The sequence below is a fragment of the Vibrio agarivorans genome, assembly GCF_030409635.1.
Classification (GTDB): domain Bacteria; phylum Pseudomonadota; class Gammaproteobacteria; order Enterobacterales; family Vibrionaceae; genus Vibrio; species Vibrio agarivorans.
The window spans coordinates 806464-826851 of record NZ_JAUFQF010000004.1 but is presented as its reverse complement, the minus strand read 5'-3'; the positions used below and the strand labels follow the sequence as shown (position 1 = coordinate 826851).

At 47.3% G+C, this 20388-nt stretch carries 8 protein-coding genes, 1 tRNA gene, 6 rRNA genes and 1 pseudogene; 14 read left to right on the top strand and 2 right to left on the bottom strand.

From position 1 onward, the window contains the following. Window positions 1-59: 59 nt before the first annotated feature. Together gppA and rhlB are read right to left on the bottom strand one after the other, a co-directional pair. Entirely contained in the window at window positions 60-1538 is a 1479-nt protein-coding gene (gene gppA / locus QWZ05_RS12290; RefSeq protein ID WP_290300788.1) for a guanosine-5'-triphosphate,3'-diphosphate diphosphatase, read from the bottom strand. 19 nt (window positions 1539-1557) lie between these two features. After that, a complete protein-coding gene (gene rhlB / locus QWZ05_RS12285; protein WP_290298633.1) occupies window positions 1558-2871 on the bottom strand; it encodes an ATP-dependent RNA helicase RhlB in 1314 nt (437 codons plus the stop codon). 110 nt (window positions 2872-2981) lie between these two features. Here rhlB and trxA point away from each other — a divergent pair, with 110 nt between their 5' ends. The 14 genes and pseudogenes from trxA to QWZ05_RS12220 all read left to right on the top strand — a co-directional run bounded on the left by trxA (window position 2982) and on the right by QWZ05_RS12220 (window position 20059). Next, a complete protein-coding gene (gene trxA, locus QWZ05_RS12280; protein WP_264878307.1) occupies window positions 2982-3308 on the top strand; it encodes a thioredoxin TrxA in 327 nt (108 codons plus the stop codon). Window positions 3309-3510: 202 nt separating this feature from the next. Next, on the top strand, window positions 3511-4773 hold the full coding sequence (rho, locus tag QWZ05_RS12275) for a transcription termination factor Rho (RefSeq protein WP_264878308.1): 1263 nt from the start codon (window positions 3511-3513) through the stop codon (window positions 4771-4773). 155 nt (window positions 4774-4928) lie between these two features. Further along, complete coding sequence (locus QWZ05_RS12270; protein ID WP_264878309.1) at window positions 4929-5876, top strand: hypothetical protein; 948 nt, start codon at window positions 4929-4931, stop codon at window positions 5874-5876. Window positions 5877-5947: 71 nt separating this feature from the next. Next, window positions 5948-7324 (top strand): annotated as a pseudogene (ubiD, locus tag QWZ05_RS12265) (4-hydroxy-3-polyprenylbenzoate decarboxylase); the annotation flags it as partial. A 24-nt stretch (window positions 7325-7348) separates the two neighbouring features. Continuing rightward, entirely contained in the window at window positions 7349-7792 is a 444-nt protein-coding gene (locus tag QWZ05_RS22385; RefSeq protein WP_390216637.1) for a UbiD family decarboxylase, read from the top strand. Next, complete coding sequence (locus QWZ05_RS12260) at window positions 7789-8058, top strand: 2Fe-2S iron-sulfur cluster-binding protein (RefSeq protein WP_264878311.1); 270 nt, start codon at window positions 7789-7791, stop codon at window positions 8056-8058. Before QWZ05_RS22385 ends, QWZ05_RS12260 begins: the two co-directional genes overlap by 4 nt. A gap of 26 nt (window positions 8059-8084) precedes the next feature. After that, on the top strand, window positions 8085-8798 hold the full coding sequence (gene fre, locus QWZ05_RS12255; RefSeq protein ID WP_264878312.1) for an NAD(P)H-flavin reductase: 714 nt from the start codon (window positions 8085-8087) through the stop codon (window positions 8796-8798). A gap of 595 nt (window positions 8799-9393) precedes the next feature. Further along, window positions 9394-10946 (top strand): 16S ribosomal RNA (locus QWZ05_RS12250). A gap of 383 nt (window positions 10947-11329) precedes the next feature. Beyond that, window positions 11330-14217 (top strand): 23S ribosomal RNA (locus QWZ05_RS12245). A gap of 128 nt (window positions 14218-14345) precedes the next feature. Next, window positions 14346-14462, top strand: a 5S ribosomal RNA gene (rrf, locus tag QWZ05_RS12240). Between the two features lie 414 nt (window positions 14463-14876). Further along, window positions 14877-16429, top strand: a 16S ribosomal RNA gene (locus tag QWZ05_RS12235). 365 nt (window positions 16430-16794) lie between these two features. After that, window positions 16795-19681 (top strand): 23S ribosomal RNA (locus QWZ05_RS12230). Window positions 19682-19809: 128 nt separating this feature from the next. Beyond that, window positions 19810-19926 (top strand): 5S ribosomal RNA (gene rrf, locus QWZ05_RS12225). The 16S, 23S and 5S rRNA genes sit together here with 1 tRNA gene alongside, the layout of an rRNA operon. A 56-nt stretch (window positions 19927-19982) precedes the next feature. Next, a tRNA-Asp gene (locus QWZ05_RS12220) sits at window positions 19983-20059 on the top strand. Window positions 20060-20388 lie beyond the last annotated feature (329 nt).

Here is a 20388-nt window from a genome sequence, read left to right as displayed (position 1 = left end):
TCTAGAACCAATAAAAAACGCGACACCAAATTTTGGTCGCGTTTTTTTGTATTTAGCCGTTAAGATTTGATCGTTAATGGCCAGCCAATATCAGTCTGTCGGTTAGCCTCAATTTCAAGTTCGGCTGCTGTAAGTGGATTGGCATTTAACCAATCTCCATTGATAGTGAGAGATAGAGCTTCACCATCAGAGGAGAGCAGCACTTGTGGTTCAAGCGCAGGACTTCGGCGATGAGTCAGCAAAACAGCGAGGCGCAGCAGTCGTAAAACACGTTTACCATTCGAGCCAGATAGCGCATGTTGCTCTGGTAGAGAGGTTAGGTGTTCACGATATCGACGAGCGGTTTCGGCCAAAAAGACCTTTTGTGCGCGGGTATAACCCGGTAGGTCGAGGTTACTCAGTAAATACGCTGAGTGTTCACCGCCTTTTTTGAAATCAATCGCTAGACCTATTTCATGCAGCTTTGCCACACTGTCGAGCAACATAATCCCCTGCGGCTCGGTTATCCAGTTATCTCCACCGGCTTGCTGTAAGAGCTTCGCTGCCATTGTGGCCACTTGCTCGCCATAGCCAGAGTCGATTTGATAACGGGTTTGCGCGCTTGCAATGGTTCGCGCACGAATGTCATCTTGTCGTAGCTCTGCCACCATCTCATAGGCCATCCCTTCGCGAAGCGCACCTCCAGCGAGAGTCATTGAGTCTATTTCCAACAACTCAAAGATAGCGATGAGAATAGAAAGGCCGCTTGGGAAAACAAGAGCACGCTCTAGTGTCAGGCCTTCGATTTCCAGCTCTTCCAAGTGATTAGACGTCATCGCTTGCTTTTGTAAGCGCTTAAGCTTGGCATGGGTAATAACTTCATCCATACCTTGGGTCAACATGATCTCTTGAAGGGCTTGTACCGTGCCTGATGCGCCAACACAGACATCCCAGCCAAGGGATTTATATTGCTCAAGAATAGGCAGCAGAGTCTGCTTAGCTGCTTCAATTGCATTGTCAAAGTTGGTGCTGTTAAGGAGACGATCTTTAAAGTGTTTTTCTAGCCAGGTGACACAACCCATTTTCAGGCTGGTCAGCGCTTTGGCTTCAAACCCTTCACCGATAATGAGCTCCGTACTCGCACCACCGATATCGACGACTAGGCGACGACCACTACCGCCAGACGTGTGAGCTACACCACGATAGATGGTTGCGGCTTCTTCTTCTCCAGATATGACCTGGATCGGATGACCGAGAATCTCATTCGCCTTCGCTAAAAACACATCCACATTGCCCGCGGTACGCAGTGTTGCTGTACCGACAATGCGGATGTTACTTGTCGGAATATCCTGAAGTCGTTCTGCAAACAAGCTCAAGCAGTCCCACCCACGTTGCATGGCTTCATGACTTAGCATGTTGTTTTCATCTAGGCCTGCGGCGAGACGAACCTTACGCTTAATCTTTGCCATGGTTTGTACGCTGCCATCGATATGACGCACAACGAGCATGTGAAAACTGTTCGACCCGAGGTCGATAGCAGCATAAAGAGGTGATGACATGACTTGGCTTGTAGACAACTTAAGAATCCCTTTGTTGACGTTGACGAGGGCGACGCTGAGGCTTACGACCGTTGTTGCGTGAGCCACCCGTGTTTGTACGGCGTTGTTGAGAGTTTGGCGAACGCGAATTAGTACGCATACGCAGTGGCGCTGGTAGATCCTCAATCAGCGCAGAAGCATCATAGTCTGAAACTGGGATGCTGTGTTCAATGTACTCTTCAATACCTGGAAGATTAATAGCGTAATCTTCACAAGCAAAGCTGATAGAGTGACCACTAGCGCCAGCACGACCAGTACGACCAATACGGTGCACGTAGTCTTCGCAGTCATCAGGAAGGTCGAAGTTAAAGACGTGAGTCACTTGAGGAATGTGGAGTCCGCGCGCTGCAACGTCGGTTGCAACAAGGATATCAACCTCACCCTGAGTGAATTGCTCAAGAATCTTCTCTCGTTTCTTCTGCGGCACATCACCCGTCAATAAACCCACACGGTGTCCGTCAGCAGCTAAGTGGCCCCAAACTGACTCGCACTTATGCTTTGTGTTGGCAAAAATGATAGCGCGATCTGGCCACTCTTCTTCAATTAGAGTTTGAAGCAGTGCCATTTTGTGTTCATTCGATGGGTAGAACAGCTCTTCTTGGATGCGATGACCTGTTTTTTGTTCAGGCTCAACCACCACATGCTCTGGGTTATGCATGTGTTCAAATGCGAGCTCTTGCACGCGGTAAGAGAGTGTCGCCGAGAACAACATGTTCAAGCGATCCTTTGGCTCAGGCATGCGACGGAACAAGAAGCGAATGTCTTTAATGAAGCCCAAATCAAACATACGGTCTGCTTCATCCAGAACCACAGCTTGGATGTGGTTAAGGTTAAATACACGCTGCTTGTAGAAATCGATGATACGACCTGTTGTGCCGATCAGAACATCAACGCCTTGCTCTAGCTTCGAAAGTTGCTTGTCATAGCTTTCGCCACCGTAAGCCAGTGCGGCTTTGATTCCTGTCGATTCAATCAACGGTGCTGCATCGTTGAAAATCTGGATAGCCAACTCTCGGGTGGGTGCCATGATGATCGCGCGAGGCTGGCTCGGTTTGCGGCCTTCATGTTCAGGCGTATTCAATAAGTGGTTAAAAGTAGCAGTTAGAAACGCAAGCGTCTTACCAGTACCCGTTTGGGCCTGGCCTGCAATGTCACGGCCGGTGAGCAATACCGGCAACGCCTTAGCTTGGATTGGGGTACAAAATTCAAACCCTTTTTTATCCAAACCTTCAATAATTTTGGAGTGTAAATCCAAATCGGCGAACTTCTGCTCTGTTATATGCGTCTTTTTCATTCCTATAGAATATCAGCTTAGGCTTGCAATACGGAAGTAAATACATTCCAATAGAGAACTAATTTACTGGTTATTACCTCACCAGTTTGAAAAAAATATTGGAGTGAATAATGAGCGACAAGATTTTGCAGCTAACCGACGACGGTTTTGAGAACGATGTAATCAACGCTGCAGGCCCAGTCCTAGTGGACTTTTGGGCAGAATGGTGTGGTCCATGTAAAATGATTGCACCAATTCTTGATGAAATCGCAGACGAGTACGAAGGCAAGCTAACGGTAGGTAAATTAAATATCGACCAGAACGCTGGCACACCACCAAAATTCGGTATTCGCGGTATTCCAACACTACTTTTGTTTAAAGATGGTGCTGTTGCGGCGACGAAAGTGGGTGCACTTTCAAAGACTCAACTGAAAGAGTTCCTAGACGCGAACGTATAATCTTTCAAAGTCCTGCTAAACCGCGCTGTCTATAAAGCGCGGTTTTGTTTTGTAACTCAACTAGATCTAGACTAGTCTCATATTTAGTGCTAATTTATCGCACGTTAATTATACAAACGTTCACTTCTTGGTCGATCCTGTGACCAAAATCTATCTTAACTAACGAACAGATCCTATTTTGACTAAAAAAGCATCCACCACAATGAATCTTACAGAACTGAAGAACAGACCTGTGTCTGAGCTTGTTAAGCTGGGCGAAAGCTTAGGTTTAGAAAACCTTGCTCGCCTGAGAAAACAAGACATTATCTTCGCCATCCTAAAAGCACACGCAAAAAGTGGTGAAGACATTTTTGGCGATGGGGTTCTCGAGATTCTTCAAGACGGTTTTGGTTTCCTGCGTAGCGCAGACAGTTCTTACCTTGCTGGCCCTGATGACATCTATGTCTCGCCTAGTCAGATTCGTCGTTTCAACCTACGTACAGGTGATTCGATTGCCGGTAAGATTCGTCCACCAAAAGACGGTGAACGATACTTTGCATTGTTGAAGGTAAACACGGTTAACCATGACAAGCCTGACAATGCACGAAATAAGATTCTTTTTGAAAACCTGACTCCACTGCATGCCAATGAGCGCATGGTGATGGAGCGCGGTAATGGTGCGACAGAAGATATCACTGCTCGTATCCTAGACTTAGCTTCTCCTATCGGTAAAGGTCAACGTGGTCTAATCGTTGCTCCGCCAAAAGCTGGTAAAACAATGCTGCTGCAAAATATTGCACAGAGCATTGCTCATAACCACCCTGAGTGTGAGTTGATGGTACTGCTTATCGATGAACGTCCAGAAGAAGTAACAGAGATGCAGCGCCTGGTTAAAGGTGAAGTAGTTGCATCAACTTTTGATGAACCAGCTTCTCGTCACGTTCAAGTGGCAGAAATGGTTATCGAGAAAGCAAAACGTCTTGTCGAACATAAGAAAGACGTGGTTATCCTGCTTGACTCTATTACTCGTCTTGCGCGTGCTTACAACACAGTTGTACCTTCATCAGGTAAGGTTTTGACTGGTGGTGTTGATGCGAATGCTCTACATCGTCCAAAACGTTTCTTCGGTGCGGCACGTAACGTAGAAGAAGGTGGTAGCTTGACTATCATCGCTACAGCACTGGTTGATACTGGCTCTAAGATGGATGAGGTTATTTACGAAGAGTTCAAGGGTACAGGTAACATGGAACTGCACTTGAATCGTAAGATTGCTGAAAAGCGTGTGTTCCCAGCGATTGACTTCAATCGCAGTGGTACTCGTCGTGAAGAGCTACTGACAAAGAATGATGAGCTGCAAAAAATGTGGATTCTCCGCAAAATCGTTCACCCAATGGGCGAAATTGATGCAATGGAGTTCCTCATCGATAAGCTAGCGATGACCAAAACAAACGATGAGTTCTTTGACGCAATGCGTCGTCAAAAATAACCCAGTTTTGTACTAGTTCGTGAGAGCGCTACCATTTTGGTGGCGCTTTTTTATTGCTTTATCATTAATGCCCTTCCACAATTAGTGTTATCACTAATCAGGGGAACACTATGCGACACGGATGGTTGATAGCTCTCTTGGTGAGCTTAATCGGAATGAATTCTGCTATTGCTAGCAGCATTGAGATTACACCACAGACGGCACAAACTTGGCTGAGCGATGCTCGCTCACAAAACAAAGTGTCTGCTCTGCTAGAACAATTGCAGGATAACAAAGTCGACTCTGTTAAGTTTGCTATTGAGCGATTAGCGATGCCTCAGCAAGAGGTTGTGAAATACATACTTCTTACTCAACTTGAGCAGCAGCAAATCGCACTCTCTTCACGCATGGCAATGTTTATCGATGCACAGCGAAACCTAAGACCCACCTATCAAGTGCTTGAGACCGGTGACGGTTACGAGTTTTCTGCCCCAGCCTTTAATTATCCAGCAACGGCAACTCGTCTTATTAAGCGTTGGCAAGTTGATCAAAAAACCATAGATCTGGTTATTCAGGCGGAGAAGGGAGAGTTGAACCTGCGAGAATATCTGGTAGGAGATGATGCTCAGTTAAAAACAAGAGAGAACCTTCTGATCCAAGAGATGGGCAGTCTATCTTCTCAAGCGCTTGAAACCCTTGTGCAGCAAATTACCTTGTCTAGAGTCAACCCGTGGTTGCCTGGATCTCGAGTGATGGTGAGTCTAGCAAGGGAATCAAATGATGAAGAAATATATCAACTGTTGTGGCGTATGAAGGCGGATAGTCATACAAAGCAAGAGTTAGCACGCTTATCTTCGGTATCAACAAGCTTTGCTTATCAGCAGGTAATGTCTGCAACAAACAACCCCATCCTCAAAGACCAAGCATTGCAGCAGCTCGCTCGCGTCAAGCCGATGTCGGATGAAATTCGAACTTTTCTCGTGACACGAATGACATTAGAAGAGGATGCACCCATTGTTGCTCAAGAGCTATTTGAGCAAGGCTACAGTCAATGGTTAGCGGAATTGGTCACTACAAATAGTCGTGTTCGAGCCAGTGCGATAAATAGTGTCTTGGCAAACTAGTCTTTCTAACGTGTCGCTTAATCGGTCATTTGATATACTCATGGCAATGATCACTTGCCAGTAGAAGGCCCATGAGCTTTAAGGATTTACGCGATTTTATTGACCATTTGGAAACAAAAGGTCTCTTAACACGTATCACTCACCCAGTTGATCCCGCCTATGAAATGACAGAAATCAGTGACCGTACCTTACGTCAAGGTGGTCCTGCGCTGTTGTTCGAAAATCCAATTGGTTCTGATTACCCTGTGTTAACGAACTTGTTCGGAACACCTGAGCGTGTCGCTATTGGCATGGGGCGCAATGACGTCAAAGAGCTGCGCGAAGTAGGAAAGTTGTTGGCTTACTTAAAAGAGCCGGAGCCACCAAAAGGCTTTAAGGATGCTTTGGAAAAGCTGCCAGTGTTTCGCCAAGTTCTAAATATGCCAGTAAAGAGACTGCGCAACGCACCGTGTCAGCAAGTCGTATGGCAGGGTGATGACGTTGACCTTGATAAGATTCCGGTAATGAGCTGTTGGCCAGAAGATGTCGCCCCGCTACTAACTTGGGGGTTAACTATCACCAAGGGGCCCAATAAGAAACGCCAAAACCTAGGTATCTATCGTCAGCAAAAAGTAGCCAAGAACAAAATCATAATGCGTTGGCTAGCACATCGAGGTGGGGCATTAGATTTAAGAGACTGGATGGAAGAAAACCCTGGAAAGCCTTTCCCTGTCTCAGTCGCTTTTGGTGCAGATCCTGCAACCATTCTCGGCGCAGTGACGCCAGTCCCTGATGCATTATCAGAATACGCTTTTGCAGGTTTACTTCGTGGCAAGAAAACCGAAGTAGTCCGTTCAATAAGTAATGACCTCGATGTCCCTGCGAGTGCAGAAATTGTATTAGAGGGCTATATAGACCCTAATGAATTTGCTGATGAAGGCCCTTATGGTGATCACACGGGCTATTACAATGAAAAAGAGCAACATCACGTATTCACAATTACTCATGTAACAATGCGCAATAACCCTATCTATCATAGTACCTATACAGGTCGTCCACCTGATGAACCGGCAGTATTGGGTGTGGCGTTAAATGAAGTTTTTGTACCGATCTTACAAAAGCAATTTCCAGAGATAGCCGACTTTTACCTTCCGCCAGAAGGGTGCTCCTACCGTATGGCTGTCGTGACTTTGAAAAAGCAGTATCCGGGGCACGCTAAGCGAGTCATGATGGGGGTGTGGTCATTCCTGCGTCAGTTCATGTATACCAAGTATGTGATTGTTTGTGATGAGAGTGTCGATGCGAGAAATTGGGATAGCGTTTCCGAAGCATTGAACCTGCATATGCTTCCTGAGAGAGATGTTCTATTTATCGATAATACACCAATTGACTCCTTGGACTTCGCATCACCTGTTGTAGGGCTCGGCTCTAAAATGGGTCTCGATGCGACCATTAAATGGGATGCAGAACGAGGTGATGAAGATACTGAGCAATTGAAAGTTGATGTAGAACGAGTAGAGCAGCAGTTGAACGCATCTATAAACTGCCTAAAGCACTGTTTTGTTCCACAGTCAGCGAATGGTGGCATAGTGATACTTGACCTTGATAAAACGCAACAAGGTCAAGGTAAGCAAGTGATAGAACAAGCTGCAGAGATTGTCGCTCAATTCACGACAGCAAAATTCATAATTGTTTGTGATGATGATGTCGATGTAACGGATTGGAATGACATCATTTGGGCAATCACAACCAGAATGGATCCTTCCAGAGACAGCTTCTATATAGATGCACTCAGTCAACCAAGCCGAGTTCTAGGTATGGATGCGACGAATAAGTCAGGAAGTGAGATAACACGAGAGTGGGGGACTCCCATTAAAAAATCACCACAATTGATAGAGAAAGTCGACAGTATTTGGGATGAGTTAAAGATACAATGAGCTTTACAGTCACAATCACGCCGGAAAACATCACTTTTGATGTTGAATCGGAGCAAACAATACTGGAAGGCGCGCTCAACAATAATATACGTTTTCCTAATCGTTGCCAGGTCGGTGCTTGTGCCGCTTGTTTGTGTAAGTTGATTTCAGGGGAGGTGACCTACCACCTTGAGCCCGTGTTAACTGAATCAGAAAAAGCACAAGGCTGGGTGTTTGCGTGCCAAGCTAAAGTAGAAAGTAATCTCATAATCTCTCTGTCAGATTAGAAGCCTTAATAGGATAAGAAACAAACATGACTATAAAGTGTAAAGTAAAGTCGATTGAGCCTTTGGCATGTAATACTTACCAAATCTTGTTACACCCAGAGACACCAGTCGCCTTCAAAGCAGGCCAGTATCTAATGGTTGTTATGGGAGAAAAAGATAAACGTCCGTTCTCTATTGCTAGTAGCCCTTGTCGTCACGAAGGCGAATTAGAACTGCACATTGGTGCTGCTGAGCATAATGCCTATGCGATTGAGGTTGTAGAGTCAATGCAAAAGGCGTTAGAGCAAAACGGTGAGATAGAGATTGAAGCGCCATTTGGGGATGCATGGGTTAGAGAAAACAATGCAAGACCTCTACTACTTATCGCAGGCGGAACAGGTTTCAGCTATGTACGCTCTATCCTTGATCACTGTATTGCGCAGTCAATTAACGAACCTATCTACTTATACTGGGGTGCGAAAGATGCGTGTCAGTTATATGCATACAAAGAAATAGAAGATATTGCTCAAAAGCACAGCCATGTTCAGTTTGTTCCAGTGATTGAACAAGCTTCCAGTGACTGGAAAGGGAAAGTCGGCAATGTCTTGCAAGCTGTGGCAGATGACTTTGCTTCATTAGAAGCATTCGACATCTATATAGCTGGACGTTTTGAGATGGCTGGCGCTGCAAGAGAGCAATTTACTCAAAATAAGTCAGCGCATAGTGAATACATGTACTCAGATGCGTTTGCATTCATATAAAAATGATAATTAGATAGTTAAAAAAGGAGGCGAAAGCCTCCTTTTTTAATGTTTTGCTGCATTATTCAGCGATTAATGAGAAAAATGCATATTTTCAAAAAAAACACTTGTGCCACAGGATAATTCCCATATACTGCGCATCCACTGAAACGGCAGAGCCCACAAGGCTTCGCAATTAAATTCAGTTAGGCATCTAGTCTTTTTTCAAATCTAACGGTTTGAAATAAAAATTCAAAAAAAGTACTTGATACTTGAGTTTAAATGACTACAATAGCCGCCTCTTCCAAAGTGATTCAGGTCACGATGAAGAATAGCTCTTTAAAAATATAAACCTATCAATCTGTGTGGGCACTCGTTGATGATAATCCACTTTTGGTTTTTACTTTTTTATAAAAAGTAAAATCAAAAACTGATTCTTCGGAATCAATGACTATCAATGAACTGAGTGACCAATTGATACTTCGGTATCAGCACAGTCAATTCATTATCGTTCTGTTGGAACGATAATAGCTTTAAAATTACTTCTTACTTTCGAGTGAGAATGAGTTTTGAAGTCAGTATTCATTGAGTCAGTCCTTATGGACATCAAAATCTTAAATTGAAGAGTTTGATCATGGCTCAGATTGAACGCTGGCGGCAGGCCTAACACATGCAAGTCGAGCGGAAACGACTTAACTGAACCTTCGGGGAACGTTAAGGGCGTCGAGCGGCGGACGGGTGAGTAATGCCTGGGAATATGCCTTGATGTGGGGGATAACTATTGGAAACGATAGCTAATACCGCATAATGCCTTCGGGCCAAAGAGGGGGACCTTCGGGCCTCTCGCGTCAAGATTAGCCCAGGTGGGATTAGCTAGTTGGTGAGGTAAAGGCTCACCAAGGCGACGATCCCTAGCTGGTCTGAGAGGATGATCAGCCACACTGGAACTGAGACACGGTCCAGACTCCTACGGGAGGCAGCAGTGGGGAATATTGCACAATGGGCGCAAGCCTGATGCAGCCATGCCGCGTGTGTGAAGAAGGCCTTCGGGTTGTAAAGCACTTTCAGTCGTGAGGAAGGTAGTGTAGTTAATAGCTGCATTATTTGACGTTAGCGACAGAAGAAGCACCGGCTAACTCCGTGCCAGCAGCCGCGGTAATACGGAGGGTGCGAGCGTTAATCGGAATTACTGGGCGTAAAGCGCATGCAGGTGGGTGATTAAGTCAGATGTGAAAGCCCGGGGCTCAACCTCGGAACAGCATTTGAAACTGGTCACCTAGAGTACTGTAGAGGGGGGTAGAATTTCAGGTGTAGCGGTGAAATGCGTAGAGATCTGAAGGAATACCGGTGGCGAAGGCGGCCCCCTGGACAGATACTGACACTCAGATGCGAAAGCGTGGGGAGCAAACAGGATTAGATACCCTGGTAGTCCACGCCGTAAACGATGTCTACTTGGAGGTTGTGGCCTTGAGCCGTGGCTTTCGGAGCTAACGCGTTAAGTAGACCGCCTGGGGAGTACGGTCGCAAGATTAAAACTCAAATGAATTGACGGGGGCCCGCACAAGCGGTGGAGCATGTGGTTTAATTCGATGCAACGCGAAGAACCTTACCTACTCTTGACATCCAGAGAACTTAGCAGAGATGCTTTGGTGCCTTCGGGAACTCTGAGACAGGTGCTGCATGGCTGTCGTCAGCTCGTGTTGTGAAATGTTGGGTTAAGTCCCGCAACGAGCGCAACCCTTATCCTTGTTTGCCAGCGAGTAATGTCGGGAACTCCAGGGAGACTGCCGGTGATAAACCGGAGGAAGGTGGGGACGACGTCAAGTCATCATGGCCCTTACGAGTAGGGCTACACACGTGCTACAATGGCGCATACAGAGGGCAGCCAACTTGCGAAAGTGAGCGAATCCCAAAAAGTGCGTCGTAGTCCGGATTGGAGTCTGCAACTCGACTCCATGAAGTCGGAATCGCTAGTAATCGTAGATCAGAATGCTACGGTGAATACGTTCCCGGGCCTTGTACACACCGCCCGTCACACCATGGGAGTGGGCTGCAAAAGAAGTGGGTAGTTTAACCTTCGGGAGGACGCTCACCACTTTGTGGTTCATGACTGGGGTGAAGTCGTAACAAGGTAGCCCTAGGGGAACCTGGGGCTGGATCACCTCCTTATACGATGATTATTGCGATGAGTGTTCACACAGATTGATGGTTTTGAGGCATAAGCCTCGAGCTATTATTGCTCTTTAAAAATTTGGAAAGCTGACGAATAACAACAATCCCCATCTCTATGAGATGCGTTGTTATTCAAATTAAAAGTTCTCAAATCCTAAACTTCTTTGAAACATAAGAGTTTTAGGTACCAACACACATTCAAGTGTTCTTGGAAGTGACGAAAGTCCACTTTTTGCCTCTGCTTTTTTCTAAAAAGCGGAAACAAAGAGTTATTTGAGTCCGGCAAAATCGAGTCTGCATCATGTATAAAAATTGCAGACAACTTTGGTTGTTTGATTAAACAATCTCAAGATTTCTTCTGAAACTCTTTGGGGTTGTATGGTTAAGTGACTAAGCGTACACGGTGGATGCCTTGGCAGTCAGAGGCGATGAAAGGCGTATTAACTTGCGATAAGCTCAGATTAGGTAGTAAAAACCTGTGAGTCTGAGATTCCTGAATGGGGAAACCCAACACCATAAGGTGTTATCACTAACTGAATACATAGGTTAGTGAGGCGAACCGGGGGAACTGAAACATCTAAGTACCCCGAGGAAAAGAAATCAACCGAGATTCCGAAAGTAGCGGCGAGCGAAATTGGATTAGCCCTTAAGCTTTTAATGAGACAGACGAACACGCTGGAAAGCGTGGCAATAAAGGGTGATAGCCCCGTAGTCGACATCTCATCATCAGTGAAATCGAGTAGGGCGGGACACGTGATATCCTGTCTGAATATGGGGGGACCATCCTCCAAGGCTAAATACTACTGACTGACCGATAGTGAACCAGTACCGTGAGGGAAAGGCGAAAAGAACCCCTGTGAGGGGAGTGAAATAGAACCTGAAACCGTGTACGTACAAGCAGTAGGAGCACCTTCGTGGTGTGACTGCGTACCTTTTGTATAATGGGTCAGCGACTTATATTCAGTAGCAAGGTTAACCATCTAGGGGAGCCGTAGAGAAATCGAGTCTTAACTGGGCGTCGAGTTGCTGGATATAGACCCGAAACCAGGTGATCTAGCCATGGGCAGGTTGAAGGTTGAGTAACATCAACTGGAGGACCGAACCGACTAATGTTGAAAAATTAGCGGATGACTTGTGGCTAGGGGTGAAAGGCCAATCAAACCTGGAGATAGCTGGTTCTCCCCGAAATCTATTTAGGTAGAGCCTCGGACGAATACCACTGGGGGTAGAGCACTGTTAAGGCTAGGGGGTCATCCCGACTTACCAACCCTTTGCAAACTCCGAATACCAGTGAGTACTATCCGGGAGACACACGGCGGGTGCTAACGTCCGTCGTGGAGAGGGAAACAACCCAGACCGCCAGCTAAGGTCCCAAAGTATAGCTAAGTGGGAAACGATGTGGGAAGGCTTAGACAGCTAGGATGTTGGCTTAGAAGCAGCCATCATTTAAAGAAAGCGTAATAGCTCACTAGTCGAGTCGGCCTGCGCGGAAGATGTAACGGGGCTAAGCTATACACCGAAGCTGCGGCAATGACTTTTAGTCATTGGGTAGGGGAGCGTTCTGTAAGCCGCTGAAGGTGGACTGTAAGGTCTGCTGGAGGTATCAGAAGTGCGAATGCTGACATGAGTAACGATAAAGGGGGTGAAAAACCTCCTCGCCGGAAGACCAAGGGTTCCTGTCCAACGTTAATCGGGGCAGGGTAAGTCGACCCCTAAGGCGAGGCCGAAAGGCGTAGTCGATGGGAAACGGGTTAATATTCCCGTACTTCTTACAATTGCGATGGGGGGACGGAGAAGGCTAGGTGGGCCTGGCGATGGTTGTCCAGGTTCAAGTGCGTAGGCTTAAGAGTTAGGTAAATCCGGCTCTTTTTAAGGCTGAGACACGATGTCGAGCTACTACGGTAGTGAAGTCATTGATGCCATGCTTCCAGGAAAAGCCTCTAAGCTTCAGATTGTAAGGAATCGTACCCCAAACCGACACAGGTGGTCGGGTAGAGAATACCAAGGCGCTTGAGAGAACTCGGGTGAAGGAACTAGGCAAAATGGTACCGTAACTTCGGGAGAAGGTACGCTCCTCGCGGTGAAGTCCCTTGCGGATGGAGCTATGGGGAGTCGCAGATACCAGGTGGCTGCAACTGTTTATTAAAAACACAGCACTGTGCAAAATCGTAAGATGACGTATACGGTGTGACGCCTGCCCGGTGCCGGAAGGTTAATTGATGGGGTTAGACTTAGGTCGAAGCTCTTGATCGAAGCCCCGGTAAACGGCGGCCGTAACTATAACGGTCCTAAGGTAGCGAAATTCCTTGTCGGGTAAGTTCCGACCTGCACGAATGGCGTAATGATGGCCACGCTGTCTCCACCCGAGACTCAGTGAAATTGAAATCGCTGTGAAGATGCAGTGTACCCGCGGCTAGACGGAAAGACCCCGTGAACCTTTACTACAGCTTGGCACTGAACATTGAGCCTACATGTGTAGGATAGGTGGGAGGCTTTGAAACTAGTACGCCAGTATTAGTGGAGCCGACCTTGAAATACCACCCTTGTATGTTTGATGTTCTAACTTAGCCCCATTATCTGGGGTGAGGACAGTGCCTGGTGGGTAGTTTGACTGGGGCGGTCTCCTCCCAAAGAGTAACGGAGGAGCACGAAGGTGGGCTAATCACGGTTGGACATCGTGAGGTTAGTGCAATGGCATAAGCCCGCTTGACTGCGAGAATGACAATTCGAGCAGGTGCGAAAGCAGGTCATAGTGATCCGGTGGTTCTGTATGGAAGGGCCATCGCTCAACGGATAAAAGGTACTCCGGGGATAACAGGCTGATACCGCCCAAGAGTTCATATCGACGGCGGTGTTTGGCACCTCGATGTCGGCTCATCACATCCTGGGGCTGAAGTCGGTCCCAAGGGTATGGCTGTTCGCCATTTAAAGTGGTACGCGAGCTGGGTTTAGAACGTCGTGAGACAGTTCGGTCCCTATCTGCCGTGGGCGTTGGAAGATTGAAGGGGGCTGCTCCTAGTACGAGAGGACCGGAGTGGACGAACCTCTGGTGTTCGGGTTGTCATGCCAATGGCATTGCCCGGTAGCTAAGTTCGGAATCGATAACCGCTGAAAGCATCTAAGCGGGAAGCGAGCCCTGAGATGAGTCTTCCCTGGCACTTTAAGTGTCCTAAAGGGTTGTTCGAGACTAGAACGTTGATAGGCAGGGTGTGTAAGCGTTGTGAGGCGTTGAGCTAACCTGTACTAATTGCCCGTGAGGCTTAACCATACCACACCCAAGGGGTTTTGATGGACTCAAAGCTAAGAACTTTGAATGTGTATTGATGACTTTTAGAAGCTTTCCAGACTTTTTGTCTTCACTTTTTTAGAAAAAGTGAAGACGAAAAACAGAATTTGCTTGGCGACCATAGCATTGTGGACCCACCTGATTTCCATGCCGAACTCAGAAGTGAAACGCAATAGCGCCGATGGTAGTGTGGGGCTTCCCCATGTGAGAGTAGGACATCGCCAGGCTTTAATTTCGACTTTGCTTATTACTTAAGCAAGTCACCATAGAGTTCTAAATTATTTTAGAGTTTTATGTTGACTTACAGAGTCAATCGCGTATTATACGCATCCGCTTCGAGGTTAAGGCCTTGATAGCAAAGCTCTTTAACAATATAAACCTATCAATCTGTGTGGGCACTCGTTGATGATAATCCACTTTTGGTTTTTACTTTTTTATAAAAGTAAAATCAAAAACTGATTCTTCGGAATCAATGACTATCAATGAACTGAGTGACCAATTGATACTTCGGTATCAGCACAGTCAATTCATTATCGTTCTGTTGGAACGATAATAGCTTTAAAATTACTTCTTACTTTCGAGTGAGAATGAGTTTTGAAGTCAGTATTCATTGAGTCAGTCCTTATGGACATCAAAATCTTAAATTGAAGAGTTTGATCATGGCTCAGATTGAACGCTGGCGGCAGGCCTAACACATGCAAGTCGAGCGGAAACGACTTAACTGAACCTTCGGGGAACGTTAAGGGCGTCGAGCGGCGGACGGGTGAGTAATGCCTGGGAATATGCCTTGATGTGGGGGATAACTATTGGAAACGATAGCTAATACCGCATAATGCCTTCGGGCCAAAGAGGGGGACCTTCGGGCCTCTCGCGTCAAGATTAGCCCAGGTGGGATTAGCTAGTTGGTGAGGTAAAGGCTCACCAAGGCGACGATCCCTAGCTGGTCTGAGAGGATGATCAGCCACACTGGAACTGAGACACGGTCCAGACTCCTACGGGAGGCAGCAGTGGGGAATATTGCACAATGGGCGCAAGCCTGATGCAGCCATGCCGCGTGTGTGAAGAAGGCCTTCGGGTTGTAAAGCACTTTCAGTCGTGAGGAAGGTAGTGTAGTTAATAGCTGCATTATTTGACGTTAGCGACAGAAGAAGCACCGGCTAACTCCGTGCCAGCAGCCGCGGTAATACGGAGGGTGCGAGCGTTAATCGGAATTACTGGGCGTAAAGCGCATGCAGGTGGGTGATTAAGTCAGATGTGAAAGCCCGGGGCTCAACCTCGGAACAGCATTTGAAACTGGTCAGCTAGAGTACTGTAGAGGGGGGTAGAATTTCAGGTGTAGCGGTGAAATGCGTAGAGATCTGAAGGAATACCAGTGGCGAAGGCGGCCCCCTGGACAGATACTGACACTCAGATGCGAAAGCGTGGGGAGCAAACAGGATTAGATACCCTGGTAGTCCACGCCGTAAACGATGTCTACTTGGAGGTTGTGGCCTTGAGCCGTGGCTTTCGGAGCTAACGCGTTAAGTAGACCGCCTGGGGAGTACGGTCGCAAGATTAAAACTCAAATGAATTGACGGGGGCCCGCACAAGCGGTGGAGCATGTGGTTTAATTCGATGCAACGCGAAGAACCTTACCTACTCTTGACATCCAGAGAACTTAGCAGAGATGCTTTGGTGCCTTCGGGAACTCTGAGACAGGTGCTGCATGGCTGTCGTCAGCTCGTGTTGTGAAATGTTGGGTTAAGTCCCGCAACGAGCGCAACCCTTATCCTTGTTTGCCAGCGAGTAATGTCGGGAACTCCAGGGAGACTGCCGGTGATAAACCGGAGGAAGGTGGGGACGACGTCAAGTCATCATGGCCCTTACGAGTAGGGCTACACACGTGCTACAATGGCGCATACAGAGGGCAGCAAGCTAGCGATAGTGAGCGAATCCCAAAAAGTGCGTCGTAGTCCGGATTGGAGTCTGCAACTCGACTCCATGAAGTCGGAATCGCTAGTAATCGTAGATCAGAATGCTACGGTGAATACGTTCCCGGGCCTTGTACACACCGCCCGTCACACCATGGGAGTGGGCTGCAAAAGAAGTGGGTAGTTTAACCTTCGGGAGGACGCTCACCACTTTGTGGTTCATGACTGGGGTGAAGTCGTAACAAGGTAGCCCTAGGGGAACCTGGGGCTGGATCACCTCCTTATACGATGATTATTGCGATGAGTGTTCACACAGATTGATGGTTTTGAGGCATAAGCCTCGAGCTATTATTGCTCTTTAAAAATTTGGAAAGCTGACGAATAACAACAATCCCCATCTCTATGAGATGCGTTGTTATTCAAATTAAAAGTTCTCAAATCCTAAACTTCTTTGAAACATAAGAGTTTTAGGTACCAACACACATTCAAGTGTTCTTGGAAGTATCGAAAGATACTTAATATTTGAGTCCGGCAAAATCGAGTCTGCATCATGTATAAAAATTGCAGACAACTTTGGTTGTTTACCCGTTTGTTTTCACTTTTCAAAGTGAAGTCAAATGTAGCAACTCGAAACTCCTTCGGGTTGTATGGTTAAGTGACTAAGCGTACACGGTGGATGCCTTGGCAGTCAGAGGCGATGAAAGGCGTATTAACTTGCGATAAGCTCAGATTAGGTAGTAAAAACCTGTGAGTCTGAGATTCCTGAATGGGGAAACCCAACACCATAAGGTGTTATCACTAACTGAATACATAGGTTAGTGAGGCGAACCGGGGGAACTGAAACATCTAAGTACCCCGAGGAAAAGAAATCAACCGAGATTCCGAAAGTAGCGGCGAGCGAAATTGGATTAGCCCTTAAGCTTTTAATGAGACAGACGAACACGCTGGAAAGCGTGGCAATAAAGGGTGATAGCCCCGTAGTCGACATCTCATCATCAGTGAAATCGAGTAGGGCGGGACACGTGATATCCTGTCTGAATATGGGGGGACCATCCTCCAAGGCTAAATACTACTGACTGACCGATAGTGAACCAGTACCGTGAGGGAAAGGCGAAAAGAACCCCTGTGAGGGGAGTGAAATAGAACCTGAAACCGTGTACGTACAAGCAGTAGGAGCACCTTCGTGGTGTGACTGCGTACCTTTTGTATAATGGGTCAGCGACTTATATTCAGTAGCAAGGTTAACCATCTAGGGGAGCCGTAGAGAAATCGAGTCTTAACTGGGCGTCGAGTTGCTGGATATAGACCCGAAACCAGGTGATCTAGCCATGGGCAGGTTGAAGGTTGAGTAACATCAACTGGAGGACCGAACCGACTAATGTTGAAAAATTAGCGGATGACTTGTGGCTAGGGGTGAAAGGCCAATCAAACCTGGAGATAGCTGGTTCTCCCCGAAATCTATTTAGGTAGAGCCTCGGACGAATACCACTGGGGGTAGAGCACTGTTAAGGCTAGGGGGTCATCCCGACTTACCAACCCTTTGCAAACTCCGAATACCAGTGAGTACTATCCGGGAGACACACGGCGGGTGCTAACGTCCGTCGTGGAGAGGGAAACAACCCAGACCGCCAGCTAAGGTCCCAAAGTATAGCTAAGTGGGAAACGATGTGGGAAGGCTTAGACAGCTAGGATGTTGGCTTAGAAGCAGCCATCATTTAAAGAAAGCGTAATAGCTCACTAGTCGAGTCGGCCTGCGCGGAAGATGTAACGGGGCTAAGCTATACACCGAAGCTGCGGCAATGACTTAGGTCATTGGGTAGGGGAGCGTTCTGTAAGCCGTTGAAGGTGGACTGTAAGGTCTGCTGGAGGTATCAGAAGTGCGAATGCTGACATGAGTAACGATAAAGGGGGTGAAAAACCTCCTCGCCGGAAGACCAAGGGTTCCTGTCCAACGTTAATCGGGGCAGGGTAAGTCGACCCCTAAGGCGAGGCCGAAAGGCGTAGTCGATGGGAAACGGGTTAATATTCCCGTACTTCTTACAATTGCGATGGGGGGACGGAGAAGGCTAGGTGGGCCTGGCGATGGTTGTCCAGGTTCAAGTGCGTAGGCTTAAGAGTTAGGTAAATCCGGCTCTTTTTAAGGCTGAGACACGATGTCGAGCTACTACGGTAGTGAAGTCATTGATGCCATGCTTCCAGGAAAAGCCTCTAAGCTTCAGATTGTAAGGAATCGTACCCCAAACCGACACAGGTGGTCGGGTAGAGAATACCAAGGCGCTTGAGAGAACTCGGGTGAAGGAACTAGGCAAAATGGTACCGTAACTTCGGGAGAAGGTACGCTCCTCGCGGTGAAGTCCCTTGCGGATGGAGCTATGGGGAGTCGCAGATACCAGGTGGCTGCAACTGTTTATTAAAAACACAGCACTGTGCAAAATCGTAAGATGACGTATACGGTGTGACGCCTGCCCGGTGCCGGAAGGTTAATTGATGGGGTTAGACTTAGGTCGAAGCTCTTGATCGAAGCCCCGGTAAACGGCGGCCGTAACTATAACGGTCCTAAGGTAGCGAAATTCCTTGTCGGGTAAGTTCCGACCTGCACGAATGGCGTAATGATGGCCACGCTGTCTCCACCCGAGACTCAGTGAAATTGAAATCGCTGTGAAGATGCAGTGTACCCGCGGCTAGACGGAAAGACCCCGTGAACCTTTACTACAGCTTGGCACTGAACATTGAGCCTACATGTGTAGGATAGGTGGGAGGCTTTGAAACTAGTACGCCAGTATTAGTGGAGCCGACCTTGAAATACCACCCTTGTATGTTTGATGTTCTAACTTAGCCCCATTATCTGGGGTGAGGACAGTGCCTGGTGGGTAGTTTGACTGGGGCGGTCTCCTCCCAAAGAGTAACGGAGGAGCACGAAGGTGGGCTAATCACGGTTGGACATCGTGAGGTTAGTGCAATGGCATAAGCCCGCTTGACTGCGAGAATGACAATTCGAGCAGGTGCGAAAGCAGGTCATAGTGATCCGGTGGTTCTGTATGGAAGGGCCATCGCTCAACGGATAAAAGGTACTCCGGGGATAACAGGCTGATACCGCCCAAGAGTTCATATCGACGGCGGTGTTTGGCACCTCGATGTCGGCTCATCACATCCTGGGGCTGAAGTCGGTCCCAAGGGTATGGCTGTTCGCCATTTAAAGTGGTACGCGAGCTGGGTTTAGAACGTCGTGAGACAGTTCGGTCCCTATCTGCCGTGGGCGTTGGAAGATTGAAGGGGGCTGCTCCTAGTACGAGAGGACCGGAGTGGACGAACCTCTGGTGTTCGGGTTGTCATGCCAATGGCATTGCCCGGTAGCTAAGTTCGGAATCGATAACCGCTGAAAGCATCTAAGCGGGAAGCGAGCCCTGAGATGAGTCTTCCCTGGCACTTTAAGTGTCCTAAAGGGTTGTTCGAGACTAGAACGTTGATAGGCAGGGTGTGTAAGCGTTGTGAGGCGTTGAGCTAACCTGTACTAATTGCCCGTGAGGCTTAACCATACAACACCCAAGGGGTTTTGATGGACTCAAAGCTAAGAACTTTGAATGTGTATTGATGACTTTTAGAAGCTTTCCAGACTTTTTGTCTTCACTTTTTTAGAAAAAGTGAAGACGAAAAACAGAATTTGCTTGGCGACCATAGCATTGTGGACCCACCTGATTTCCATGCCGAACTCAGAAGTGAAACGCAATAGCGCCGATGGTAGTGTGGGGCTTCCCCATGTGAGAGTAGGACATCGCCAGGCTTTGAACATTATCTGTTTAAAGCACGTTTTAGATAAGACTTTAAATAGACCACTGCGGAGTGGTAGTTCAGTTGGTTAGAATACCGGCCTGTCACGCCGGGGGTCGCGGGTTCGAGTCCCGTCCACTCCGCCACTTATTAGAAAGCCCTGCTAGAAATAGCAGGGCTTTTTTACGTTTGTGATTTATACAAACTGCAATATAGAAGGTTTAGTTTAACGTGGCTTATTTGACCTGTTCTTACTAGCCTTCATCCATCCTGTTCTATCAATAGATGTTATATCTGCAATACAAGTCTTTGAAACGACCCAACCCCACGAAGTAATTATTTGAGAGGGGATCTTCTCTGAACTTGATCTAGGTAACTCTGCACAGTTTAACTATGGTGAGGCTGTTATTTTTGCAGGCAAATGATCGGTCAAGCTGTCTTTCTATAAAGAACGACAGGTTTGATAAACCCGTAT

Excerpts from the sequence above, each read along its gene's own strand:
- rho (WP_264878308.1), top strand. The coding sequence starts at position 3,511 with ATGAATCTTACAGAACTGAAGAACAGACCTGTGTCTGAGCTTGTTAAG.
- QWZ05_RS12270 (WP_264878309.1), top strand. The coding sequence starts at position 4,929 with ATGAATTCTGCTATTGCTAGCAGCATTGAGATTACACCACAGACGGCA.
- QWZ05_RS12260 (WP_264878311.1), top strand. The coding sequence starts at position 7,789 with ATGAGCTTTACAGTCACAATCACGCCGGAAAACATCACTTTTGATGTT.
- gppA (WP_290300788.1), bottom strand. The coding sequence starts at position 1,538 with ATGTCATCACCTCTTTATGCTGCTATCGACCTCGGGTCGAACAGTTTT.
- trxA (WP_264878307.1), top strand. The coding sequence starts at position 2,982 with ATGAGCGACAAGATTTTGCAGCTAACCGACGACGGTTTTGAGAACGAT.
- rhlB (WP_290298633.1), bottom strand. The coding sequence starts at position 2,871 with ATGAAAAAGACGCATATAACAGAGCAGAAGTTCGCCGATTTGGATTTA.
- fre (WP_264878312.1), top strand. The coding sequence starts at position 8,085 with ATGACTATAAAGTGTAAAGTAAAGTCGATTGAGCCTTTGGCATGTAAT.